Origin of the sequence: Enterobacter sp. UCD-UG_FMILLET (assembly GCF_000762975.1) — a bacterium.
GTDB lineage: Bacteria > Pseudomonadota > Gammaproteobacteria > Enterobacterales > Enterobacteriaceae > Enterobacter > Enterobacter dykesii.
Window position 1 is genome coordinate 1 of record NZ_JRJC01000014.1, and the last position, 23,825, is coordinate 23,825.

Sequence of the window (23,825 nt, forward strand, 5' to 3'; positions counted from 1 at the left end):
GGACGGGCCTTCCTGAGCCCAGCGCTGAAGCCACTTGTAGCCGGTGGCAGGTGAAATGCCGTAGTGACGGCAGAGGTAACGGATGTTCGCCCCGTCCTGCGAGGCGAACAAAACAAACTCAGTACGTAATGACATGGTATCTCTCGCATCCCAGGGCATAAGCGACTCCATAAACGGGTTCTTATGCCTTAGTTGTAAGTGTCTACCATGTCCCCGAACAAGTGTTCACTATGTCCCCGGACCGTACAATGGGAGAGGGCCGGGGTGAGGGGTTCAACCCCTCGTTTTACTGATACACGGGTAACAGGTTAAAGCTCGACAATATGTGTACCACCGCGTTACCCACGCCAAACACCAGGATCAGCGCAATCATCGGCTTGCCGCCCCAGACGCGGAATTTCGGGCTACCGAAACGTTTACGTGATTTGCGCGCCAGCAGCGCCGGCACAATTGCCGCCCAGATAGTTGCCGCCAGCCCTGCATAGCCGATGGCGTACAGGAAGCCGTTCGGCCACAGCAGGCCGCCCACAATCGGCGGCAGGAAGGTCAGCAGCGCGGTTTTAAAGCGCCCCATCGCCGAGTCGTCAAAGCCGAACAGATCTGCCAGGTAATCAAACAGGCCCAGCGTCACGCCGAGGAAAGAGCTCGCTACCGCAAAGTTAGAGAAAACCACCAGCAGCAGATCCAGGCTGCGGCTGTTCAGCACGCCGCTCAGCGCCTGCACCAGCACGTCGATGTTACCGCCCTTCTGGGCAATGCCGATAAATTCCGGACGCGGGATGTTGCCCATCGTCCCCAGCAGCCAAATCACATACAGACCCAGCGCCAGCAGCGTGCCGTAGACCAGACACTTCACAATGGTGCGGGGATCTTTGCCATAGTACTTCATCAGGCTCGGCACGTTACCGTGGTAGCCGAACGACGCCAGACAGAACGGCAGCGTCATCAGCAGGTACCGCGTGTAGGAGGTGTTCACTTCGGCGACGTTAAACAGCGTGGCGGGCGTCACGTGCCCCAGCAGGCTGCCGAAGGTAAGGAAGAAGGTGATGACCTTCGCGCCTAATACGATCGCCGTCATGCGGCTTACCGCTTTGGTACTCATCCAGACGATAAACGCCACAGCCAGCGCAAAACAGAGTCCCGCCAGACGCGCCGGAACGTTCAGCGACATCTCCGAGAAGGTGTGATGCAGAATCGAGCCGCTCGCAGAAATGTACGCGTAGGTCAGGATATAGAGCACAAACGCGATGGACAGCCCGTTCACCAGGTTCCAGCCTTTGCCCAGCAGATCTTTGGTGATGGTGTCGAAGCTGGAGCCAATCCGGTAGTTCAGGTTTGCTTCGAGGATCATCAGCCCGGAATGGAGCATGCAGAACCAGGTAAAGACCAGCGCCGCCAGCGACCAGAAGAACCACGCACCGGACATGACCACAGGCAGGGAAAACATCCCGGCACCTATAATGGTTCCGCCGATGATCACCACGCCGCCAAGCAGCGAAGGTGACGTTTGGGTGGTGGTTAGTGTCGCCATACAGCCTTTTCTCCAGTCAATCATGCGGTTCTGCATTTTAATGTGACGCACTGTACCAGTACAAGAGTACAAAAGGAATAAAAAAAGCCCCGATAGCGTGTATCGGGGCTGTATAGTTTACTTTACGTCAGAAGCGTAAGGCTTACGCGTCACCGAAACGACGGCGGCTGGTGCCTTCTTCACGACGTGGACCACGGTTTTCGCGACGCTCGCCGGAGAAACGACGACCTTCACCACCGCGACCTTCGCTGCGGCCGCCTTCACGACGCTCGCCACCGAAGCTGCGACCACCGCCACGACGTTCACCACCGCGGTCAGGGCGTGGCTGTGCATCACCCATCAGCTGCATGTTCATCGGCTTGTTCAGGATGCGGGTACGCGTAAAGTGCTGCAGCACTTCGCCCGGCATGCCTTTTGGCAGCTCGATGGTAGAGTGGGATGCGAACAGCTTGATGTTACCGATATAACGGCTGCTGATGTCGCCTTCGTTAGCGATCGCGCCAACGATGTGACGAACCTCAACGCCATCATCACGACCCACTTCAATGCGGTACAGTTCCATATCACCCGCGTCGCGACGCTCGCGACGTGGACGATCTTCACCACCACGCTCTGGGCGGTCACCACGTGGGCCACGGTCATTACGGTCGCCACGACGTTCGAAGCGATCGTCACGGTCACGGAATTCACGCTTAGGACGCATCGGCGCATCTGGTGGCACGATCAGGCTACGTTCGCCCTGAGCCATCTTCAGCAGTGCTGCAGCCAGGGTTTCCATGTCCAGCTCTTCGCCTTCAGCAACAGGCTGAATCTGCGACAGCAGCGCACGGTACTGGTCCAGATCGCTGCTTTCCAGCTGCTGCTGTACTTTCGCGGCGAATTTTTCCAGGCGGCGTTTGCCCAGCAGATCTGCGTTTGGCAGGTCAGCTTCTGGAATGGTCAGCTTCATGGTGCGTTCAATGTTACGCAGCAGACGACGCTCGCGGTTCTCAACGAACAGCAGCGCACGGCCAGCACGACCCGCACGACCGGTACGGCCGATACGGTGAACGTAAGACTCGGAATCCATCGGGATATCGTAGTTCACAACCAGGCTGATACGCTCAACGTCCAGACCACGTGCTGCCACGTCGGTTGCAATCAGGATATCCAGACGACCGTCTTTCAGACGCTCCAGAGTCTGCTCACGCAGGGCCTGGTTCATGTCGCCGTTCAGCGCTGCGCTGTTGTAGCCGCTACGCTCCAGGGCTTCAGCCACTTCCAGGGTCGCGTTTTTGGTACGAACGAAGATAATCGCCGCATCAAAATCTTCCGCTTCCAGGAAACGTACCAGCGCTTCGTTTTTGCGCATGCCGTACACAGACCAGTAGCTCTGGCTGATGTCCGGGCGAGTGGTGACGCTGGACTGAATACGCACTTCCTGAGGATCTTTCATGAAGCGCTTGGTGATACGACGAATCGCTTCTGGCATGGTGGCAGAGAACAGCGCGGTCTGATGACCGTCCGGGATCTGCGCCATGATGGTTTCAACGTCTTCGATGAAGCCCATACGCAGCATTTCATCTGCTTCATCCAGTACCAGGCCGCTCAGTTTAGAGAGATCCAGAGTACCGCGCTTCAGGTGATCCAGCAGACGGCCCGGCGTACCGACAACAATCTGTGGGCCCTGGCGCAGGGCGCGTAACTGCACGTCATAACGCTGGCCGCCGTACAGGGCTACCACGTTTACGCCGCGCATGTGTTTAGAGAATTCCGTCATGGCTTCTGCAACCTGAACAGCCAGTTCACGGGTTGGAGCCAGGACGAGGATCTGCGGTGCACGCAGGTCCGGATCAATGTTGTTCAGCAGCGGCAGCGAGAATGCTGCAGTTTTACCGCTACCAGTCTGGGCCATGCCCAGCACGTCACGACCAGAAAGCAGGTGTGGGATACACTCAGCCTGGATCGGAGATGGTTTTTCGTAACCCAGATCGTTAAGGGCTTCAAGGATAGGAGCCTTCAGGCCCAGATCTGCAAAAGTGGTTTCGAATTCAGCCATGTAGTACAAGTGCCTCGATATTAATGGCGGCCAGTCTACTTAGCTCATCGTGAAAATGATTAGCAATTTTCATTGAAAAGTGTGAACCGGCTCAAAGTAGGTGTATTGACGAACAACAACGCCCTCACCAGTTAAGGTGATGGCAATCAAAAGATTACGGGCTGATGTTTATGTCGTCAGCTATTGCTGGTCCGATTCTGCCAGGTCGTCATGCTCCTGGCCCAAGAGCGATAATTCCAACAATGCATAACGGTGCTCAACGAAGTTGTGTACGTTGTTAGCAACCGCTAATTTGAACAGTGCCGTAGCGCTGTCCATATCCCCCAGACTTAGGTAGTACTTACCTAAATAGAAGTTGGTTTCACTGAGATGCTCAGCGAGCGAGGTGTTATCCGTTGCGTCCGCCTTGAGGCGTTCCATCAGCGTTGCTTCGCTAATGTTGCCCAGGTAGAACTCGACAATGTTCCATCCCCACTGTTCCTTGTCCGATTTATCGAAGCGCTGTTTCAGTGCCTCTTTTGCCTGCTTCTCATCGAGCTTCCGCTCAACGATGTAAAGCCACAGGCTACGGAAAGGATCATTAGGATCGTCTTGATAAAACGCCAGCAGATCATCTTGCGCTAACTTATCACGACCGCCGTAATACAATGCGATACCGCGATTCAAGTGCGCGTAGTTGTAAGTTGGATCAAGCTCAAGTACAGAATCAAACGCTTCATAGGCAGCATCAAAATTGCCTGCCTGCGTTAAATAAATGCCTAAGTAATTGAATACTTCAGGCATATCAGGTCGGATAGCCAGCGCTTGTGAAAAATCATTTCGCGCCAATGCCCTCAGACCGAGACTATCATACAACACTCCGCGCTCATATAAAAGCTGTGCGCGTTCTTCATCGGTTAAAGCCCGACTGGCAAGTATTTGTTCCATGCGTGCCAGGATCACTTCCTGCTGCAAAGTCGGTTGCAATGGCACTGCGAGGACTTCGCTCTTACGCCAGGCAGAGTTGCTGCATCCTGCCAGCGTTAAAGCTGTCGCAACGAAACACCAGCGCAAAAAAGGCTTCATTTCCCACTCCCGAAGACAACTATTGGATGAACGTCCTGTCCCCCGGCGGCTTAACAAGGCGTCCTGCCTGATAATAGGCCCTCCGCAAAGCGGAGGGCAAATGGCAACTTACTCGCCTTGCTGTTCTGCTGCCTGTGCTTCTGGCGCAGCAGCTGGCTGAGACTGCTCGGTTGCTTCTTTAATGCTCAGACGGATGCGGCCCTGGCGATCAACTTCCAGAACTTTCACCGGTACTTCCTGACCCATCTGCAGGTAATCGGTCACTTTCTCAACGCGCTTATCAGCGATCTGAGAGATGTGAACCAGACCTTCTTTACCGCCACCGATGGCAACGAACGCGCCAAAGTCAACGATACGGGTCACTTTACCTGCGTAGACGCGGCCCACTTCGATCTCTGCAGTGATTTCTTCGATGCGACGGATTGCGAATTTCGCTTTCTCGCCGTCGGTTGCTGCGATTTTCACAGTACCGTCATCTTCGATTTCGATCGTGGTGCCAGTCTCTTCGGTCAGCGCACGGATTACGGAACCGCCCTTACCGATAACATCTTTGATCTTGTCTGGATTGATCTTGATGGTGTGGATACGTGGAGCGAACTGAGAAATGTCGCCACGCGGCGCGTTAATCGCCTGTTCCATCACGCCCAGGATGTGCAGACGCGCACCTTTAGCCTGGTTCAGAGCAACCTGCATGATCTCTTTGGTGATACCTTCAATTTTGATATCCATCTGCAGCGCAGAGATACCTTCGCGGGAACCCGCTACTTTGAAGTCCATATCGCCCAAGTGGTCTTCGTCGCCCAGGATGTCAGACAGAACAACAAAGTTGTCGCCTTCTTTCACCAGACCCATAGCGATACCAGCCACAGCGGCTTTGATTGGTACGCCTGCATCCATCAGCGCCAGAGAGGCACCACACACGGAAGCCATGGAAGAAGAACCGTTGGATTCGGTGATTTCAGACACCACACGTACGGTGTACGGGAATTTGTCTGCTTCTGGCATCACTGCCAGCACGCCGCGCTTCGCCAGACGACCGTGACCAATTTCACGACGCTTCGGCGAGCCAACCATACCAGTTTCGCCTACGGAGTACGGAGGGAAGTTGTAGTGGAACAGGAAGCTGTCAGTGCGCTCGCCCATCAGTTCGTCGATGATCTGTGCATCACGTGCAGTACCCAGAGTCGCGGTAACCAGCGCCTGCGTTTCGCCACGGGTGAACAGCGCTGAACCGTGAGTACGTGGCAGAACGCCAGTACGCACATCCAGACCACGGATCATGTCTTTTTCGCGGCCATCGATACGCGGCTCGCCTGCCAGAACGCGGCTACGAACAACGTTTTTCTCGATAGCGTGCAGAATGTCGCTCAGTTCGTTAGCGTCCAGCGTTTCATCTTCAGCAACCAGGGTGGCGATAGTTTCAGACTTGATCACGTCAACCTGAGCATAACGCTCCTGCTTGTCAGTGATGCGGTATGCATCGCTCAGACGTGATTCTGCCAGGGCTGCAACGCGTGCGTTCAGCGCGTCGTTTGCCGCTTCTGGCTGCCAGTCCCAACGTGGTTTACCGGCTTCTTTCACCAGGTCGTTGATGTTCTGGATAACGATCTGCTGCTGATCGTGGCCAAACACCACAGCGCCCAGCATCTGGTCTTCGCTCAGCAGTTCAGCTTCGGATTCAACCATCAGCACAGCCGCTTCAGTACCCGCAACAACCAGGTCCAGCTTACTTTCTTTCAGCTCTTCCTGGGTTGGGTTCAGCACGTACTGGTCGTTGATGTAGCCAACGCGCGCGGCACCGATTGGGCCATTGAATGGAATACCAGACAGTGACAGGGCAGCGGATGCGCCGATCATGGCAACGATGTCCGGGTTAACCTGTGGGTTAACGGAAACAACGGTAGCGATAACCTGTACTTCGTTAACGAAGCCTTCTGGGAACAGCGGACGAACCGGGCGGTCAATCAGACGCGCAATCAGGGTTTCGCCTTCGCTTGGACGGCCTTCACGACGGAAGAAACCACCCGGGATTTTACCGGCAGCGTAGGTACGCTCCTGGTAGTTAACGGTCAGCGGGAAGAAGTCCTGACCTGGTTTAGCTTTTTTCTGGCCAACAACGGTAACGAATACCGCAGTGTCATCCATGCTTACCATGACGGCAGCAGTAGCCTGACGTGCCATCATGCCGGTTTCCAGCGTGACGGTATGTTGACCATACTGGAATTTACGAACGATCGGATTCAGCAAAGTTCTGTCCTTTCTTAAATGTTTGACAGCACACCACCGGTGTGCTGTCGATTTGACCCGACCTTCTTCGCATCCTCGCGACTAATGACAACCAACACCCCCATGGGTGAAGCCTCTCATTAGCCGCGCGAACCTCTGCAATGAAGATCATTTATAGCAACAATACAATAGTTTCCAGTGAATTGCTGCCGTCTGGTTGAAAAAAGGGGCCATCAGGCCCCCTTTTCTGAAACTCGCAAGACTTAGCGACGCAGACCCAGACGCTCGATCAGCGCGGTGTAGCGTGCAACATCTTTACGTTTCAGGTAGTCGAGCAGTTTACGACGCTGAGAAACCATACGCAGCAGACCACGACGGCTGTGGTGATCTTTTTTGTGCTCTGCAAAGTGACCCTGCAGGTGGTTAATCTGTGCAGTCAGCAGTGCAACCTGAACTTCGGTAGAACCGCTGTCGTTAGTACCACGACCAAACTCAGAAACGATTTTAGCTTTAGCTTCAACGCTTAGAGACATTTTCAAACTCCAAAGTATAAAGAATGTAAGGATGCCGATCTCTAATTCAGCAATCCCATGTACGCCCCGCAGATTGTTAAACAATTTGCCAGGCGTTAAGCGGCGATATTCTACTCGTCTCCCCTGCTTATCGCAAGGTGAGCCGTTATCACCGTCACGCGTCGACCGGATATTCGACGACCAGACGACGCGGCGCAACGCGCCCTTCGCCATCCATTTCGCCCATACCGATGAATTTCCCTTCGTCACCTTCGGTCACGCGTACCAGTCCTTCCAGCGGCGCTTGTGCCGTACGAACCGGGTTGCCGTTCTTAAAGTAAACGGACGATGTTAAAGGAAGATTAACAACCGGGAAGTCCGCTGCCGGACTGTCCATCGGCATAAGCAAGGGATCCAGCAAATCTGCCGGCGCAATCCCCTGCGCTTCCGCCTGTTCTACCAGCTCGCGCAGATATTCCAGGGTCACCATCCGCTCCACTGGGTACTTGCTCACCGCCAGGCGGCGCATCGTGTCCCCACGGAAGCTCTCCAGCGCAGCATCAAGCTGTTCCGCGCTGAACGTCACCGGACGCTCTTCCACCACCTGGCCATCCGCGTCGGAGGTATCCGTGCGCTGGCCCAGCTTAGCGATCACACGGTAGCGCTTATCGGAGTCGAGCAGGTACTGGGAAAACTTTGTCGCCTCTCCCAGGCAGACCGGCAGCATGCCGGTTGCCAGCGGATCGAGCGCGCCGGTGTGGCCCGCACGGTTGGCGTTATAAATACGCTTAACTTTTTGCAGCACGTCGTTGCTGGAAGCGCCCTGGGGTTTATCCAGCAGCAGCACACCATGCACGTCGCGACCGCGACGACGAGGACGACTCATTAGTCCTCCTTGCTGTCGTCCGCCGGGTTAACACGACGCTCGTCGTCATGTTTAACCACGCTGGTCACCAGGTTGGACATACGCATACCTTCGACCAGCGAGTTGTCGTAGAAGAAGGTCAGTTCAGGCACGATACGCAGGCGCATCGCTTTGCCAAGCAGGGAGCGGATGAAACCAGAGGCTTCCTGCAGCGCTTTAATGCCGTTTTTCACTGCCGCTTCGTCCTGATCGTTCAGGAAGGTGACGAACACTTTTGCATAGGCCAAATCGCGGGACATTTCGACACCGGAAACGGTGGTCATCATGCCGACGCGCGGGTCTTTAATTTCACGTTGCAGAATGAGTGCGATCTCTTTCTGCATTTCCTGCGCTACGCGCTGAGGGCGACCAAATTCTTTCGCCATAATAAATTCTCCAGACAAAAAAGGGGCTAAAAGCCCCTTTTTAAAATTATTGCCGGGTGGCGCGAGGCGATCCCGGCTTACAATCGGTAATTAAGCGATGGTACGCTGAATTTCGATGATCTCGAACACTTCGATCATATCGCCAACGCGAACGTCGTTGTAGTTCTTCACGCCGATACCACATTCCATGCCGTTACGGACTTCGTTAACGTCATCTTTGAAGCGGCGCAGGGATTCCAGCTCGCCTTCGTAGATAACCACGTTGTCACGCAGTACGCGGATTGGGTTGTGACGCTTGATGTTACCTTCGGTAACCATACAGCCCGCGATCGCACCGAATTTCGGTGATTTGAACACGTCACGTACTTCAGCCAGACCGATGATCTGCTGTTTCAGCTCAGGAGACAGCATGCCGCTCATCGCTGCTTTCACTTCGTCGATCAGGTTATAGATGACGGAGTAGTAACGCAGATCCAGGCTTTCGGCTTCAATTACTTTACGCGCAGATGCATCCGCACGAACGTTGAAGCCAACCAGGATAGCGTTGGAGGCAGCAGCCAGGGTCGCGTCGGTTTCGGTGATACCACCTACGCCAGAACCGATGATCTTCACTTTCACTTCGTCGGTAGACAGTTTCAGCAAGGAGTCGGAGATCGCTTCCACAGAACCCTGAACGTCAGCTTTCAGAACGATGTTCACTTCGTGAACTTCGCCCTCGGTCATGTTGGCAAACATGTTCTCGAGTTTAGATTTCTGCTGACGAGCCAGTTTAACTTCACGGAATTTGCCCTGACGATACAGCGCAACTTCACGCGCTTTCTTCTCGTCACGCACAACGGTCACTTCGTCACCGGCAGCCGGAACTCCGGACAGACCCAGGATTTCAACAGGAATGGACGGACCTGCTTCCAGTACCTCCTGGCCCAGTTCGTTACGCATCGCACGGACGCGACCGTATTCGAAACCGCACAGAACGATATCGCCTTTATGCAGTGTACCTTCACGAACCAGAACGGTAGCAACCGGGCCACGTCCTTTATCCAGGAAGGATTCGATCACCGCACCGCTCGCCATACCGTTACGGATGGCTTTCAGCTCCAGAACTTCGGCCTGCAGCAGGATCGCGTCCAGCAGTTCGTCGATACCGGTACCCGCTTTCGCAGACACGTGTACGAACTGGCTTTCGCCGCCCCACTCTTCCGGCAGAATACCGTACTGGGAAAGTTCGTTTTTAACACGATCTGGATCCGCTTCTGGCTTATCGATCTTGTTAACTGCAACCACAACCGGCACACCTGCTGCTTTCGCGTGCTGGATAGCTTCGATGGTCTGAGGCATGACGCCGTCGTCCGCCGCAACAACCAGAACAACGATATCCGTCGCCTGAGCACCACGAGCACGCATTGAGGTAAACGCGGCGTGGCCCGGAGTATCCAGGAAGGTGATCATACCGTTGTCAGTTTCTACGTGGTATGCACCGATGTGCTGGGTAATACCACCCGCTTCACCAGAGGCAACCTTAGTAGAACGAATGTAGTCAAGCAGAGAGGTTTTACCGTGGTCAACGTGACCCATGATGGTCACAACCGGTGCACGCGGTTCAGCCGCAGCGCCAGTATCACGGTCGCTCATCACTGCTTCTTCCAGCTCGTTTTCACGACGCAGGATAACTTTGTGGCCCATCTCTTCCGCAACCAGCTGTGCAGTTTCCTGATCGATCACCTGGTTGATGGTCGCCATGGCGCCCAGCTTCATCATCGCTTTGATGACCTGAGAGCCTTTAACCGCCATTTTGTTCGCCAGTTCGCCAACGGTGATGGTTTCGCCAATCACGACGTCACGGTTAACCGCCTGAGCTGGCTTCTGGAAGCCCTGCTGCAGAGCAGAACCTTTACGCTTGCCGCCTTTACCGCCGCGAATAGCAGCGCGTGCTTCTTCACGGTCAGCTTTAGATTCAGCGTGCTTGTTACCTTTTTTCGCCGGACGCGCAGCTTTTGCATTACGGCCACGACCACGACCGCCTTCAACTTCACGGTCGTTATCATCTTCAGCCTGACGCGCATGCTGAGAAGTGGTCACGTGATAGTCGCTGGTGTCTTCAGTCGGCTCAACGGTATTCACACCATTCTTCTCGTTTTCTTCTGCCATGCGGCGCGCTTCTTCGGCGACGCGGCGAGCTTCTTCTTCCAGCTTACGGCGGGCTTCTTCTTCCGCTTTACGCTTCAGCTCGGCAGCTTCATTTTCACGGCGGGCTTTTTCAGCCTGGGCAGTTTTGGTCATTTCGTCTGTCTGTTGATTGCTCACTTTGTCTTTTTCCGCAGCGTCACGCTTCACTTTATCACTTGCGTCGCGTTTCGCTTTTTCTGCGGCCTCACGTTCAGCTTTTAATTCTGCTTCACGTTTGGCGGCAGCTTCCGCCTCACGCTGAGCTTGTTCTTCCGCTTCACGCTGTGCCTGCTCTTCCGCGGCAAGGCGTTCTGCCTCTTGCGGATCACGTTTTACAAAGGTGCGCGTCTTGCGGACTTCAATTTGGACCGATTTGCTTTTGCCACCGGTACCAGGGATGTTTAACGTGCTACGCGTTTTGCGCTGCAGCGTTAACTTGTCAGGCGTAGAACCGTGTTCACGGTTCAGGTGCGTTAACAAGGTTTGTTTTTCTTGCGCGGTCACCGAGTCATCAGCGGACTTCGGGATCCCTGCATCAGCAAATTGCTGTACCAGGCGGTCCACGGAGGTCTGAATCTCAGCAGCCAGCGATTTTACAGTTACATCAGTCATGCTGTTCCTTCCTGCTACAGTTTATTACGCTTCGTCGCCGAACCAGCAAATATTACGTGCGGCCATGATGAGCTCGCCGGCTTTCTCGTCGGTTAAACCTTCGATATCAGCCAGGTCATCAACGCCTTGCTCAGCGAGATCTTCCAGCGTACAAACACCACGGGCAGCCAGCTTGAACGCAATCGCACGATCAAGACCTTCCAGATTCAGCAGGTCATCAGCCGGCTTTTTGTCGCCAAGGCTTTCTTCCTGAGCCAGTGCCAGGGTGGTCAGTGCGTTTTTAGCGCGTTCACGCAGGGCTTCAACGGTTGGTTCATCCAGACCGTCAATTTCCAGCAGCTCTTTCATTGGCACATAGGCCAGTTCTTCCAGCGTAGAGAAACCTTCTTCAACCAGAACAGTGGCGAAATCTTCGTCAATATCCAGGTATTTAGTGAAGGTATCGATCGCCGCATGGGCTTCAGCCTGATGCTTAGCCTGCAGGTCATCAACGGTCATTACGTTGAGTTCCCAGCCGCTCAGCTGTGACGCCAGGCGTACGTTCTGACCGTTACGGCCGATTGCCTGCGCCAGGTTGCCCGCTTCAACAGCGATATCCATGGTGTGTTTGTCTTCGTCAACAACGATAGACGCCACATCAGCTGGAGCCATTGCGTTGATCACGAACTGCGCCGGGTTGTCATCCCACAGAACGATATCAATACGTTCGCCGCCCAGCTCAGTAGAAACTGCCTGAACGCGCGCACCGCGCATACCGACGCAAGCACCGACCGGGTCGATACGCTTGTCGTTGGTTTTCACCGCAATTTTCGCACGGGAGCCCGGATCGCGAGCCGCCGCTTTAATCTCGATAACTTCTTCACCGATTTCCGGTACTTCGATACGGAACAGTTCTACCAGCATTTCTGGTTTAGAACGGGTCACGAACAGCTGTGCACCACGCGCTTCAGGGCGAACGGCGTACAGAACACCGCGAATACGGTCGCCTGGGCGGAAGTTTTCACGCGGCAGCATATCTTCACGCAGGATAACGGCTTCAGCGTTACCCGGTAATCCTTCGGATTTGATCTCCAGGGAGATGTTGTCGCGGTTCACTTTCTTCACCACGCCGGTGATGATTTCGCCTTCCTGATCGCGGAACTGATCGACAACCAGCGCGCGCTCGGCTTCGCGCACTTTCTGCACGATAACCTGTTTAGCGGTCTGGGTCGTGATACGGTCGAAGGTGACAGATTCAATCTGATCTTCAACGTACTCGCCCACGTTCAGACTTTCGTCTTCAAAACGGGCGGCTTCCAGCGTGATCTCTTTGGTCGGCTGGGTCACTTCTTCAACGATTACCCAACGACGGAATGTATCGAAGTCACCGCTTTTACGATCGATTTCTACGCGAACATCGATCTCTTGTTCGTATTTTTTCTTGGTTGCTGTAGCCAGGGCACTTTCCAGCGCTTCGAAAATCTTCTCACGCGGCAGTGATTTCTCGTTGGAGACGGCTTCAACAACAGCCAAAATTTCTTTGTTCATCGCGGGCTTTTCACCTCAATCCAGACTGTTAAAAGTGGGGAACCAGGTTCGCCTTCTGGATATTACTCAGCGCGAACACTTCATCTTTGCCTTCGACTGTCACCGTGATCATTTCACCATCAACGGCTTTGATAATTCCCTGCCATTTACGGCGGTTCTGTACGGCCATACGCAGAACGAGAGCCACTTCTTCACCGGTAAAGCGCACATAGTGCTCGGCCGTGAACATCGGGCGATCGAGGCCAGGTGAGGAAACTTCCAGGTTGTACGCAACGGTAATCGGGTCTTCAACATCAAGAACCGCACTCACCTGGTGGCTGACATCAGCACAATCATCAACATTGATGCCATCTTCACTATCAATATAGATGCGCAGCGTCGATGTACGGCCGCGAACGAATTCGATGCCGACCAGTTCGTAGCCCAGTGCTTCGACCGGTGCAGTAATCATCTCTGTTAATTTTTGCTCTAATGTGGACAAGCCCACCCCCAAGACATAAAAAAAGGGCGTAAAGCCCAGTTATTCTGTAGTCAGATAACAAAAAACCCCGATAAATCGGGGCTTTAGATAACTGAACCCTATAGCCACAACTGTGGCCTGGAGCACTTTCCGAAAGAATTTTTTCAAATCCAGCTACGAAGGCTCTAAGTCTTCACAGTATATTTGAAAAAGAACTTTATGGGAAAGTGGTTGCGGGGGCCGGATTTGAACCGACGACCTTCGGGTTATGAGCCCGACGAGCTACCAGGCTGCTCCACCCCGCGCCTGAAACGTGGCAAATTCTACGCGTTTTGGACAGAATTTGCAAATAATGCTGGGATTTGGTACCGAAGACGGGACGTAAAATCGGCGTTTAGTATATTGATAGTTGACCCCACCTGTCAAGGCGACTTCCGCCAGATCGATTTGACCAAAATTTTTACAAAAAACGCACGACTCTCTTCCGGTCTTCGCCAAAAGATGATTAAATGAATACTCACTTATTTTGCATAAAAATGCACAAGAGAGCGAAAGCGGTCTCTAATCAGTCAATCAAGCAGGGTTTTATTCTATGACGACGATTCTCAAGCATCTTCCGGTAGGACAACGTATTGGCATCGCTTTCTCAGGCGGCCTGGATACCAGCGCTGCACTGCTGTGGATGCGCCAGAAGGGAGCGGTTCCGTACGCCTATACTGCGAACCTGGGCCAGCCGGATGAGGACGACTACGATGCCATTCCTCGTCGCGCTAAAGAGTATGGTGCAGAGAACGCGCGCCTGATTGACTGCCGTAAGCAACTGGTCGCTGAAGGTATCGCGGCTATTCAGTGCGGTGCGTTCCATAACACCACCGGCGGCCTGACCTATTTCAACACCACCCCGCTGGGCCGTGCGGTCACCGGCACCATGCTGGTTGCGGCGATGAAAGAAGACGGCGTCAACATCTGGGGTGACGGCAGTACCTATAAAGGCAACGATATTGAGCGTTTCTATCGTTATGGCCTGCTGACCAACGCCGAACTGCAGATCTACAAGCCGTGGCTGGATACCGACTTCATCGACGAGCTGGGTGGCCGTCATGAGATGTCCGAGTTTATGATCGCCTGCGGTTTCGACTATAAGATGTCTGTCGAGAAAGCTTACTCCACTGACTCCAACATGCTGGGTGCGACGCACGAAGCGAAAGACCTGGAATTCCTGAACTCCAGCGTGAAGATCGTTAACCCGATCATGGGCGTGAAGTTCTGGGACGAGAACGTCAAAATCCAGGCTGAAGAAGTGACCGTACGTTTCGAACGCGGCCATCCGGTTGCGCTGAACGGTAAAACCTTCTCTGATGATGTTGAGCTGATGCTGGAAGCGAACCGTATTGGCGGTCGTCACGGTCTGGGTATGAGCGATCAGATTGAAAACCGTATTATCGAAGCGAAAAGCCGTGGCATCTATGAAGCCCCGGGAATGGCGCTGCTGCACATCGCTTACGAGCGTCTGCTGACCGGCATTCACAACGAAGATACCATCGAGCAGTATCACTCTCATGGCCGTCAGCTGGGTAAACTGCTGTATCAGGGTCGCTGGTTCGATCCACAGGCACTGATGCTGCGCGATGCGCTGCAGCGTTGGGTGGCAAGCGCGATCACCGGTGAAGTAACGCTGGAACTGCGTCGCGGTAACGACTACTCCATCCTGAACACCGTGTCTGACAACCTGACCTATAAAGCAGAGCGTCTGACCATGGAGAAAGGTGAATCCGTGTTCTCGCCGGACGATCGTATCGGTCAGCTGACTATGCGTAACCTGGACATCACCGATACCCGCGAGAAGCTGTTCAACTATGTTGAGAATGGCCTGCTCTCCGCGAATTCCGGTAACGGTCTGCCGCAGGTTGAAAACCTGGAGCACAGCGATAAGAAGTAATCGCTGATATAACGTGCAAAAGGCGTCCTATGGACGCCTTTTTTGTGGGCTTTTGTCGGGCCGATAAGCACAACGCCATCCACCACTTTGCCCGCCACACACAATCTACAAACGAAAAAAAAGACGCCTTTCGACGTCTTTCTTCTGGAATATTGGTACCGAGGATGGGACTCGAACCCACAAGCCCGTTAGGGCACTACCACCTCAAGGTAGCGTGTCTACCAATTCCACCACCTCGGTACAGAATACTTAGTGCGGGATATCGCTGGTCGGCTTAGCCGGTGCAGCTGGCTGAGTCTGCTCAGTTTTCGCTGGCGCGCTCAGATTTTCCCACTCGCTTCCTTTGCTGGTCTTGTTGCTGTTGATATTGCCAAGCACAAGGCTGATGATGAAGAACAGCGTAGCCAGAATCGCCGTTGTGCGGGTCATGAAGTTCGCAGAACCACTTGAACCGAACAGCGTACCGGAAGCGCCTGCTCCGAAGGAGGCTCCCATATCAGCGCCTTTACCTTGCTGCAGCATGATCAGCGCTACGAGAGCGATGGCTACAATAAGGAAAATAACTAAAAGAGCTTCGTACATAATCAACCTGTTCCTTGCGGATTTGCCGCATACCAATGCTTCGACCAATTAGCAGGATTTTTGTTTCCCACTGAAGCGGGTGTGAATACTAACCAAAGCGAATGACCTTCGCAAGGGCATTTTTGACGCATTGTATCAACTGCGGAAAAAAACAGCAAAAAGCCATTAATTGCTTAAAACAAAGGCGACAAAAGCCGCCTTTTTATACATTTAGCGTGCACGATTATGCAGCTTTAACAGCATCCGCAATACGGTGCGCAAATTCGGTAACCTGCGCTTCGTCTTCGCCTTCTACCATCACGCGGATCAGCGGTTCGGTACCGGACTTACGCAGCAGCACGCGTCCACGATTGCCCAGGGCCGCTTCAACGTCAGCCATCACCGCTTTGACGTTCTCGTTTTCCAGCGGATCGCCTTTACCGGCAGTGAAGCGTACGTTGACAAGAATCTGTGGGAACATTTTCATGCCGCTGCACAGATCGTGCAGGCTCATATGGTTGCGCGCCATTGCGGCAACCACCTGCAGCGCGGCCACGATACCGTCACCGGTGGTGGTTTTATCAAGCAGGATCACGTGACCCGAGTTTTCTGCGCCGATGCGCCAGCCCTTCTCCTGCAGTTTTTCCAGCACATAGCGGTCACCCACTTTCGCGCGGACAAACGGAATACCGAGCTGTTTCAGCGCCAGTTCCAGGCCCATGTTACTCATCAGCGTGCCCACCGCACCACCGCGCAGCTGACCCTGACGCAGGCCCTCACGGGCAATGATGTAGAGGATTTGATCGCCGTCGACCTTGTTACCTTCGTGGTCGACCATGATCACGCGGTCACCGTCGCCGTCCAGCGCAATACCCAGGTCGGCTTTCTCTGCCAGAACACGCGCCTGCAGGGCACGAACGTCAGTTGCCCCCACCTGCTCGTTAATGTTCAGACCATCCGGCTCGCAGCCAATAGTGATGACTTTCGCACCCAGTTCGCGGAAGACATTCGGGGCGATGTGATAGGTCGCGCCATTAGCACAGTCCACCACAATTTTGAGGTGAGCCAGGCTCAGCTCATTCGGGAAGGTGCCTTTACAGAATTCGATATAACGGCCCGCCGCATCAACGATACGGTTCGCTTTACCCAGCTCTGCGGAATCAACACAGGTGATCTCTTTTTCCATTTCGGCTTCAATAGCTTCTTCCACGTCATCCGGGAGCTTGGTGCCGTCAATGGAGAAGAATTTAATGCCGTTGTCGTAGAACGGGTTGTGAGAAGCTGAAATGACAATCCCCGCTTCCGCACGGAAGGTACGCGTCAGATACGCGACTGCAGGTGTCGGCATCGGGCCCGTAAAGGACGCGGACAGTCCAGCCGCCGCCAAACCCGCTTCCAGCGCGGACTCCAGCATATAGCCGGAAATACGGGTATCTTTACCGATAATGATCTTACGGGAACCATGACGCGCCAGCACTTTGCCAGCAGCCCAGCCGAGCTTCAGGACAAAATCAGGGGTGATGGGAGCATCGCCTACACGCCCACGGATACCATCGGTACCAAAATACTTACGATTACTCATAGCGTTTGTTTTCCTTCGCTGCCAGTGTGGCTTCCACCACACGCATGGCTTCTACTGTTTCTTTGACGTCATGGACACGAATAATGTGCGCACCCTGCATCGCCGCAATCACTGCGCAGGCCAGGCTGCCGCTCAGGCGTTCGCTCGGCCCCACGTTCAGCAACTGCCCAATCATCGACTTTCTCGACATCCCCACCAGTAACGGCAGGCCAAAATGATGGAATTCCGACAGGCGCGCAAGCAACGCATAATTGTGGGAGAGATTTTTACCGAAACCGAACCCCGGGTCGAGCAGCAATTTCTCTTTTGGGATACCTGCACGTTCACAGCGTGCAATATGCTCAATAAAGAAGCGATTCACGTCGGCAAAGACATCGTCATACCTCGGTGCTTCCTGCATGGTTTTTGGTTGACCCTGCATGTGCATCAGGCATACCGGTAACCCGGTCTCTGCCGCGGCTTCAAGGGCGCCAGGCTCAGTGAGCGAGCGAATATCATTGATAATGTGAGCGCCCACTCTCGCCACTTCACGGATCACTTCGGGTTTAGAGGTATCAACGGAGATCCATACCTCAAACCGCTGCGCGATAGCTTCAACCACCGGCACCACGCGCGCCAGCTCTTCTTCCACAGACACGTCCGCCGCACCAGGACGCGTCGATTCGCCGCCCACGTCAATAATGGTGGCACCCGCATTAATCATTAAATTCGCGTGCTTAACCGCCTCGATAAGCGTGTTATGCGTGCCGCCGTCAGAGAAAGAGTCAGGGGTAACATTCAGGATCCCCATCACATGGGGATGTGAAAGATCGAGATGCGAGTCCTGAGCGAATAATTTCATTGCGAAATCCCTGGTATCTATATCGTTAAACAGAAATGAAAAACCCCGGAGCAAGCTCCAGGGTTTGAGGTACAGACAAACGCTTCAACAGCAGTGGCTTACTTATCGCCCAACTGTTCTGACATGGTGTTGCCCGGATTTGGCGTACGCGGTTCATCAACCGGACGCGGCGCACGCGGGGTGCCATTGTTGTCAGAATTATTGGAAGCACCTGGGTCTTCCCAGCCTGCTGGCGGACGTACTTCGCGGCGCGCCATCAGGTCGTCAATCTGCGGTGCATCGATGGTCTCATATTTCATGAGCGCATCTTTCATCGAATGCAGGATGTCCATATTGTCGTTCAGGATCTGGCGTGCACGTGCGTAGTTACGCTCTACCAGAGATTTTACTTCCTGGTCGATGATACGTGCCGTCTCATCGGACATATGTTTCGCTTTAGCCACAGAACGGCCCAGGAATACTTCACCCTCTTCCTCTGCATACAGCAGCGGACCGAGTTTGTCGGAGAAGCCCCACTGCGTCACCATGTTACGCGCCAGGTTTGTCGCAACTTTAATGTCGTTGGACGCACCGGTAGAAACATGTTCCACACCGTAGATAATTTCTTCTGCCAGACGACCGCCGTACAGGGTCGAAATCTGGCTTTCCAGCTTCTGACGGCTGGCGCTGATCGCGTCGCCTTCAGGCAGGAAGAAAGTCACACCCAGCGCACGCCCGCGCGGAATAATCGTCACTTTATGCACCGGATCATGTTCCGGCACGAGGCGACCGATAATCGCGTGACCCGCTTCGTGGTATGCCGTGGACTCTTTCTGCGCTTCCGTCATCACCATGGAGCGACGTTCCGCACCCATCATGATTTTGTCTTTCGCTTTCTCAAACTCCACCATAGATACGACGCGCTTGTTACCGCGAGCGGCAAACAGAGCAGCTTCGTTGACCAGGTTCGCCAGGTCCGCACCGGAGAAGCCAGGAGTACCGCGCGCAATGATTGCCGCATCGATATCTGGCGCCAGCGGTACGCGACGCATGTGAACTTTCAGAATCTGTTCACGACCGCGAACGTCCGGCAGACCCACAACAACCTGACGGTCGAAACGGCCTGGACGCAGCAGCGCAGGGTCAAGTACGTCCGGACGGTTAGTCGCCGCGATAACGATGATACCTTCGTTACCTTCGAAGCCGTCCATCTCAACCAGCATCTGGTTCAGCGTCTGTTCACGTTCATCGTGACCACCGCCCAGACCTGCGCCACGCTGGCGGCCTACGGCGTCGATTTCATCGATGAAGATAATGCACGGTGCTGCCTTCTTGGCCTGCTCAAACATGTCACGCACACGAGATGCACCGACACCCACGAACATTTCAACGAAGTCAGAACCTGAAATAGTAAAGAACGGCACCTTCGCTTCACCCGCAATGGCTTTCGCCAGCAGGGTTTTACCGGTACCCGGAGGGCCAACCATCAGCACGCCTTTCGGGATCTTACCGCCCAGTTTCTGGAAACGGCTCGGTTCACGCAGGTATTCAACCAGTTCACCTACCTCTTCTTTCGCTTCGTCACAACCGGCGACGTCAGCGAAGGTGGTCTTGATCTGGTCTTCCGTCAGCATACGCGCCTTGCTCTTACCGAACGACATGGCACCTTTGCCACCGCCGCCCTGCATCTGGCGCATAAAGAAGATCCAGACGCCAATAAGAAGCAGCATCGGGAACCAGGAAATGAAGATAGAAGCCAGCAGGCTTGGTTCTTCTGGCGGCTCGCCAACTACCTTGACGTTTTTGGTCAGAAGGTTATCAAGCAGCTTAGGATCATTCACCGGGATGTAAGTCGTGTAACGGTTACTATCTTTCTTGGTAACGTTGATCTCACGTCCGTTGATACGCGCTTCGCGAACCTGGTCCTGATTGACCTCCTGCAGGAAGGTAGAATAATCCACCTTGCGGCCATTCGACTCGCTGGGCCCAAAGCTCTGGAATACTGACATCAGCACAACGGCAATGACCAGCCAGAGTATTAGGTTTTTCGCCATGTCACTCAAGGGATTAACCTCATATTACAACTGTGTTAAAAACAGCGTCAGGATACTCTATATCCAGTTTCATTCAAACTTTCGCCTGAAATCTACCGGTTATCATTTTCGCCCGGTCGCTACAATATACACTTCTCGGGAACGGGCCCGGGAAGAGTCCGGCTTACGAACTTTAACCTTCGCAAACAGGGAGCGAATTTCCTTAAGATACTCCTCGAAACCTTCGCCCTGAAACACCTTCACAACAAAACTACCACCAGGCGCTAGTACATCACGACACATTTCTAACGCTAGCTCCACCAGATACATGGCGCGGGGGATATCCACCGCCGGTGTTCCGCACATATTTGGTGCCATATCTGACATGACAACCTGGACCTTACTGTCACCTACACGATCAAGTAACGCTTTCAGCACTAATTCATCACGAAAGTCGCCCTGAAGGAAGTCGACACCGACGATGGGATCCATTGGTAAAAGATCGCACGCGATGATTCGGCCCGTTCCGCCGATCTGCGTTACCGCATACTGGGACCATCCGCCAGGTGCCGCACCGAGGTCAACAACCGTCATCCCCGGCTTAAAAAGTTTGTCACTTTGCTGTATTTCATCAAGTTTAAACCAGGCACGGGAACGCAACCCCTTTTTCTGTGCCTGTTGAACATATTTATCGCTAAAGTGTTCCTGAAGCCAGCGGCTGGAGCTGGCAGAACGCTTTTTACCTGTCATTTAACATTTCCGTCCTGGTTCATCGTTACCTGCCTGTGACGTAAATTTCTACGCAGCTATTTGGCGATATAAGGGAGATGGCGGTAGAATGAACCGTTTTCAATCCCAACGTAAGCAAAAATATACGATGAATCTGAGTACTAAACAAAAACAGCACCTTAAAGGTCTGGCACATCCGCTCAAGCCTGTAGTGATGCTTGGCAACAATGGTTTGACCGAAGGGGTGCTTGCCGAGATTGAACAAGCGCTGGAACACCACGAGCTGATCAAGGTGAAAATCGCCTCTGAAGACAGAGACACTAAAAACCTGATCGTGGAAGCCATCGTGCGCGAAACCGGCGCCTGTAATGTACAGGTCATCGGTAAAACGCTGGTGCTCTACCGCCCATCTAAAGAGCGTAAAATCTCGCTGCCACGCTAAGGATATCCTGAATTAAACACATTTTCTGTGTGAAACGAGGGATTTCTGTCAGCAGGCGAGCAAAATGCCATGCTCCTTGAGTTGATAAAAGGCCGCTATGCGGCCTTTTTCTTTTCTTTACAATGTATCAACATCTTAGTAGAGAAGCGAATTACAGGTATTCAACCTTAATAATTTCGTATTCCACTTCACCGCCAGGGGTGCGGATGGTGACAACATCGTCCTGCTCTTTGCCAATCAGGCCGCGAGCAATCGGGGAGTTCACTGAAATCAGGTTCTGTTTGAAGTCTGCTTCATCATCACCCACGATGCGATAGGTCTGCTCTTCGTCGTTGTCCAGGTTCAGGACGGTCACGGTAGAACCAAAGATCACACGCCCGTTGTTAGGCATTTTGGTGATATCGATAACCTGTGCATTGGACAGTTTTGCCTCGATATCTTTAATACGCCCTTCACAGAAGCCCTGCTGCTCACGCGCGGCGTGGTATTCAGCATTCTCTTTCAGGTCGCCATGCTCGCGCGCATCCGCGATAGCGGCGATGATTTCAGGGCGACGCACGGATTTCAGGAAATCCAGCTCTTCGCGCAGTTTTTCGGCACCACGTAAGGTCATCGGAATAGCTTGCATTTGTTATACCTCTTAAACATTCCTGTTGGGAGCAGTGTTCCCTGCTCCTGCCCACCTAAGCGGGCAAGAAGCAAAAAGAAAACCGACCCGGGAGCAATGCCCCAGGTCAGCAGCAATTTTTCAATTTGATATGCATTTTACCGCGAAGTTCACTATGGGTCATCGTTTACTTTGCAGTGCCATGCACCGTAGTATGACGGTTTGTTTTCGGGTTGTTAGCGCGAGATTATGCGATTTTCCAGATTTATCATCGGATTGACTACCAGTATAACGTTCACCGCCCAGGCCGCGAATGTTGATGAGTACATTAATCAGCTCCCCGCAGGCGCGAACCTTGCCCTGATGGTGCAGAAGGTTGGCGCACAGGCTCCCGAGATTGACTATCATAGTCAACAGATGGCGCTGCCTGCCAGTACCCAAAAGGTGATTACTGCCCTCGCCGCCCTGCTCCAGCTCGGTCCTGACTTCCGTTTTACTACCACACTCGAGACCAAAGGTGACGTCGAGGGTGGCGAACTGAAAGGCGATCTTATCGCCCGTTTTGGCGGCGATCCGACCTTTAAGCGCCAGGATATCCGCAATATGGTTGCGGTACTGAAAAAATCTGGCGTGCAGAAAATTGATGGCAATGTGCTGATCGACACGTCCATTTTTGCCAGCCACGATAAAGCCCCAGGCTGGCCGTGGAACGACATGACCCAATGTTTTAGCGCCCCGCCCGCCGCCGCGATTGTTGACCGTAACTGCTTCTCGGTTTCGCTTTACAGCGCGCCAAAGCCAGATGATTTAGCGTTTATCCGCATAGCGTCCTACTACCCGGTCACCATGTTCAGCCAGGTTCGCACGCTGGCGAAAGGCTCCCCGGATGCGCAATATTGTGAGCTTGACGTCGTGCCAGGCGATCTTAACCGCTTCACGCTTACCGGCTGCCTGACGCAGCGCGCCGATCCGCTGCCGCTGGCCTTTGCGATACAGGATGGTGCAAGCTATGCGGGTGCCATTCTGAAAGATGAGCTGAAACAAGCGGGCATAACATACACCGGCACGCTGCTTCGCCAGACGCAGGTTAATCAGCCCGGCACGGTCATCGCCAGCAAACAGTCTCCGCCGCTGCACGATTTACTGCGAATCATGCTGAAAAAGTCAGACAACATGATTGCCGACACCGTGTTCCGCATGATTGGCCACGCGCGTTTCGGGGTGCCGGGAACCTGGCGCGCGGGTTCAGACGCCGTTCGTCAGATCCTGCGCCAGCAGGCCGGGATCGAGCTGGGCAATACCATCGCCGTCGATGGCTCCGGATTATCGCGTCATAATTTGATCTCGCCGGCCACGATGATGCAGGTGCTTCAGTACATTGCACAGCATGACACTGAGCTAAACTTTATTTCAATGCTGCCGCTGGCCGGGCATGACGGTTCGCTGCAGTATCGCGCCGGGCTTCACGCTGCCGGCGTGGATGGCAAAGTATCCGCTAAGACAGGCTCACTGCAGGGGGTTTACAACCTTGCAGGCTTTATCACTACCGCCAGCGGACAACGCATGGCATTCGTGCAGTATCTTTCCGGCTATGCCGTCGAACCGACCGACCAGCGCAATCGTCGTATTCCTCTGGTTCGCTTCGAAAGCAGGCTTTATAAGGACATCTACCAGAATAACTAGCG

21 protein-coding genes and 2 tRNA genes are annotated in these 23,825 nt (G+C 53.8%); 3 read left to right on the forward strand and 20 right to left on the reverse strand.

The window, feature by feature from the left end; all coding sequences use genetic code 11:
- The 13 genes from LA04_RS23395 to LA04_RS06545 all read right to left on the reverse strand — a co-directional run.
- Positions 1-159 (reverse strand): helix-turn-helix domain-containing protein (locus LA04_RS23395; RefSeq protein ID WP_442854765.1); only part of this gene is annotated, 159 nt, incomplete at its 3' end.
- Positions 160-286: 127 nt separating this feature from the next.
- Positions 287-1,531 (reverse strand): tryptophan permease, encoded by a 1,245-nt coding sequence (gene mtr, locus LA04_RS06495; protein ID WP_047650972.1) that lies wholly within the window; start codon positions 1,529-1,531, stop codon positions 287-289.
- Positions 1,532-1,673: 142 nt separating this feature from the next.
- Positions 1,674-3,569 carry a DEAD/DEAH family ATP-dependent RNA helicase gene (locus LA04_RS06500; protein WP_032639702.1) on the reverse strand — a complete coding sequence of 632 codons (1,896 nt, stop codon included), beginning with the start codon at positions 3,567-3,569 and terminating at the stop codon, positions 1,674-1,676.
- Positions 3,562-3,642: a protein YrbN gene (gene yrbN, locus LA04_RS24330; protein WP_097397692.1), complete on the reverse strand. Its 81-nt coding sequence runs from the start codon at positions 3,640-3,642 to the stop codon at positions 3,562-3,564. Before yrbN ends, LA04_RS06500 begins: the two co-directional genes overlap by 8 nt.
- 107 nt (positions 3,643-3,749) lie before the next feature.
- Complete coding sequence (gene nlpI / locus LA04_RS06505; RefSeq protein WP_023309331.1) at positions 3,750-4,634, reverse strand: lipoprotein NlpI; 885 nt, start codon at positions 4,632-4,634, stop codon at positions 3,750-3,752.
- A gap of 108 nt (positions 4,635-4,742) precedes the next feature.
- Entirely contained in the window at positions 4,743-6,881 is a 2,139-nt protein-coding gene (gene pnp / locus LA04_RS06510; protein WP_024906369.1) for a polyribonucleotide nucleotidyltransferase, read from the reverse strand.
- Positions 6,882-7,123: 242 nt separating this feature from the next.
- On the reverse strand, positions 7,124-7,393 hold the full coding sequence (rpsO, locus tag LA04_RS06515; RefSeq protein WP_003861789.1) for a 30S ribosomal protein S15: 270 nt from the start codon (positions 7,391-7,393) through the stop codon (positions 7,124-7,126).
- A 154-nt stretch (positions 7,394-7,547) separates the two neighbouring features.
- Positions 7,548-8,258, reverse strand: a complete 711-nt coding sequence (locus LA04_RS06520; protein WP_047650921.1) for a tRNA pseudouridine synthase B — start codon at positions 8,256-8,258, stop codon at positions 7,548-7,550.
- Positions 8,258-8,662 (reverse strand): 30S ribosome-binding factor RbfA, encoded by a 405-nt coding sequence (gene rbfA / locus LA04_RS06525; RefSeq protein WP_003024988.1) that lies wholly within the window; start codon positions 8,660-8,662, stop codon positions 8,258-8,260. The genes LA04_RS06520 and rbfA overlap by 1 nt, the downstream gene beginning before the upstream one ends.
- A gap of 90 nt (positions 8,663-8,752) precedes the next feature.
- A complete protein-coding gene (gene infB / locus LA04_RS06530; RefSeq protein ID WP_047650922.1) occupies positions 8,753-11,440 on the reverse strand; it encodes a translation initiation factor IF-2 in 2,688 nt (895 codons plus the stop codon).
- A gap of 24 nt (positions 11,441-11,464) precedes the next feature.
- Positions 11,465-12,967, reverse strand: a complete 1,503-nt coding sequence (gene nusA / locus LA04_RS06535; protein WP_029739628.1) for a transcription termination factor NusA — start codon at positions 12,965-12,967, stop codon at positions 11,465-11,467.
- Between the two features lie 28 nt (positions 12,968-12,995).
- Positions 12,996-13,448, reverse strand: a complete 453-nt coding sequence (gene rimP, locus LA04_RS06540) for a ribosome maturation factor RimP (RefSeq protein ID WP_014833432.1) — start codon at positions 13,446-13,448, stop codon at positions 12,996-12,998.
- 207 nt (positions 13,449-13,655) lie between these two features.
- Positions 13,656-13,732: transfer RNA gene (locus LA04_RS06545), tRNA-Met, on the reverse strand.
- Between the two features lie 287 nt (positions 13,733-14,019).
- Between LA04_RS06545 and argG the strand changes: the two genes are divergently transcribed.
- On the forward strand, positions 14,020-15,366 hold the full coding sequence (gene argG / locus LA04_RS06550; RefSeq protein ID WP_023309336.1) for an argininosuccinate synthase: 1,347 nt from the start codon (positions 14,020-14,022) through the stop codon (positions 15,364-15,366).
- Between the two features lie 153 nt (positions 15,367-15,519).
- Here the strand turns inward: argG and LA04_RS06555 are convergent.
- From LA04_RS06555 to rlmE, 6 genes are all read right to left on the reverse strand, one after another.
- Positions 15,520-15,606, reverse strand: a tRNA-Leu gene (locus LA04_RS06555).
- A 9-nt stretch (positions 15,607-15,615) separates the two neighbouring features.
- On the reverse strand, positions 15,616-15,948 hold the full coding sequence (secG, locus tag LA04_RS06560; RefSeq protein ID WP_023333590.1) for a preprotein translocase subunit SecG: 333 nt from the start codon (positions 15,946-15,948) through the stop codon (positions 15,616-15,618).
- A 223-nt stretch (positions 15,949-16,171) separates the two neighbouring features.
- Positions 16,172-17,509: a phosphoglucosamine mutase gene (glmM, locus tag LA04_RS06565; protein WP_023309339.1), complete on the reverse strand. Its 1,338-nt coding sequence runs from the start codon at positions 17,507-17,509 to the stop codon at positions 16,172-16,174.
- Positions 17,502-18,350, reverse strand: a complete 849-nt coding sequence (gene folP, locus LA04_RS06570) for a dihydropteroate synthase (protein ID WP_047650924.1) — start codon at positions 18,348-18,350, stop codon at positions 17,502-17,504. Before folP ends, glmM begins: the two co-directional genes overlap by 8 nt.
- Positions 18,351-18,448: 98 nt before the next feature.
- The gene (ftsH, locus tag LA04_RS06575) at positions 18,449-20,383 is read right to left on the reverse strand and encodes an ATP-dependent zinc metalloprotease FtsH (RefSeq protein ID WP_010436002.1); all 1,935 of its coding nucleotides are present in this window, start codon (positions 20,381-20,383) and stop codon (positions 18,449-18,451) included.
- Between the two features lie 102 nt (positions 20,384-20,485).
- Positions 20,486-21,112, reverse strand: coding sequence for a 23S rRNA (uridine(2552)-2'-O)-methyltransferase RlmE (gene rlmE, locus LA04_RS06580; protein WP_003861812.1), 627 nt, complete (start codon positions 21,110-21,112; stop codon positions 20,486-20,488).
- Between the two features lie 127 nt (positions 21,113-21,239).
- On the opposite strand from rlmE, the gene yhbY reads away from it, so the two are divergent.
- Entirely contained in the window at positions 21,240-21,533 is a 294-nt protein-coding gene (yhbY, locus tag LA04_RS06585) for a ribosome assembly RNA-binding protein YhbY (protein ID WP_003861814.1), read from the forward strand.
- A 151-nt stretch (positions 21,534-21,684) separates the two neighbouring features.
- Here the strand turns inward: yhbY and greA are convergent, their stop codons facing one another.
- Positions 21,685-22,161: a transcription elongation factor GreA gene (gene greA / locus LA04_RS06590; RefSeq protein ID WP_014171793.1), complete on the reverse strand. Its 477-nt coding sequence runs from the start codon at positions 22,159-22,161 to the stop codon at positions 21,685-21,687.
- A 228-nt stretch (positions 22,162-22,389) separates the two neighbouring features.
- Between greA and dacB the strand changes: the two genes are divergently transcribed.
- Positions 22,390-23,823 carry a serine-type D-Ala-D-Ala carboxypeptidase gene (dacB, locus tag LA04_RS06595; protein ID WP_047650926.1) on the forward strand — a complete coding sequence of 478 codons (1,434 nt, stop codon included), beginning with the start codon at positions 22,390-22,392 and terminating at the stop codon, positions 23,821-23,823.
- Positions 23,824-23,825 lie beyond the last annotated feature (2 nt).

Coding starts and splice junctions, on each gene's coding strand:
- mtr (WP_047650972.1), bottom strand. CDS start 1,531: ATGGCGACACTAACCACCACCCAAACGTCACCTTCGCTGCTTGGCGGC.
- LA04_RS06500 (WP_032639702.1), bottom strand. CDS start 3,569: ATGGCTGAATTCGAAACCACTTTTGCAGATCTGGGCCTGAAGGCTCCT.
- yrbN (WP_097397692.1), bottom strand. CDS start 3,642: ATGAAAATTGCTAATCATTTTCACGATGAGCTAAGTAGACTGGCCGCC.
- nlpI (WP_023309331.1), bottom strand. CDS start 4,634: ATGAAGCCTTTTTTGCGCTGGTGTTTCGTTGCGACAGCTTTAACGCTG.
- rpsO (WP_003861789.1), bottom strand. CDS start 7,393: ATGTCTCTAAGCGTTGAAGCTAAAGCTAAAATCGTTTCTGAGTTTGGT.
- LA04_RS06520 (WP_047650921.1), bottom strand. CDS start 8,258: ATGAGTCGTCCTCGTCGTCGCGGTCGCGACGTGCATGGTGTGCTGCTG.
- rbfA (WP_003024988.1), bottom strand. CDS start 8,662: ATGGCGAAAGAATTTGGTCGCCCTCAGCGCGTAGCGCAGGAAATGCAG.
- infB (WP_047650922.1), bottom strand. CDS start 11,440: ATGACTGATGTAACTGTAAAATCGCTGGCTGCTGAGATTCAGACCTCC.
- nusA (WP_029739628.1), bottom strand. CDS start 12,967: ATGAACAAAGAAATTTTGGCTGTTGTTGAAGCCGTCTCCAACGAGAAA.
- argG (WP_023309336.1), top strand. CDS start 14,020: ATGACGACGATTCTCAAGCATCTTCCGGTAGGACAACGTATTGGCATC.
- secG (WP_023333590.1), bottom strand. CDS start 15,948: ATGTACGAAGCTCTTTTAGTTATTTTCCTTATTGTAGCCATCGCTCTC.
- glmM (WP_023309339.1), bottom strand. CDS start 17,509: ATGAGTAATCGTAAGTATTTTGGTACCGATGGTATCCGTGGGCGTGTA.
- folP (WP_047650924.1), bottom strand. CDS start 18,350: ATGAAATTATTCGCTCAGGACTCGCATCTCGATCTTTCACATCCCCAT.
- ftsH (WP_010436002.1), bottom strand. CDS start 20,383: ATGGCGAAAAACCTAATACTCTGGCTGGTCATTGCCGTTGTGCTGATG.
- rlmE (WP_003861812.1), bottom strand. CDS start 21,112: ATGACAGGTAAAAAGCGTTCTGCCAGCTCCAGCCGCTGGCTTCAGGAA.
- yhbY (WP_003861814.1), top strand. CDS start 21,240: ATGAATCTGAGTACTAAACAAAAACAGCACCTTAAAGGTCTGGCACAT.
- greA (WP_014171793.1), bottom strand. CDS start 22,161: ATGCAAGCTATTCCGATGACCTTACGTGGTGCCGAAAAACTGCGCGAA.
- dacB (WP_047650926.1), top strand. CDS start 22,390: ATGCGATTTTCCAGATTTATCATCGGATTGACTACCAGTATAACGTTC.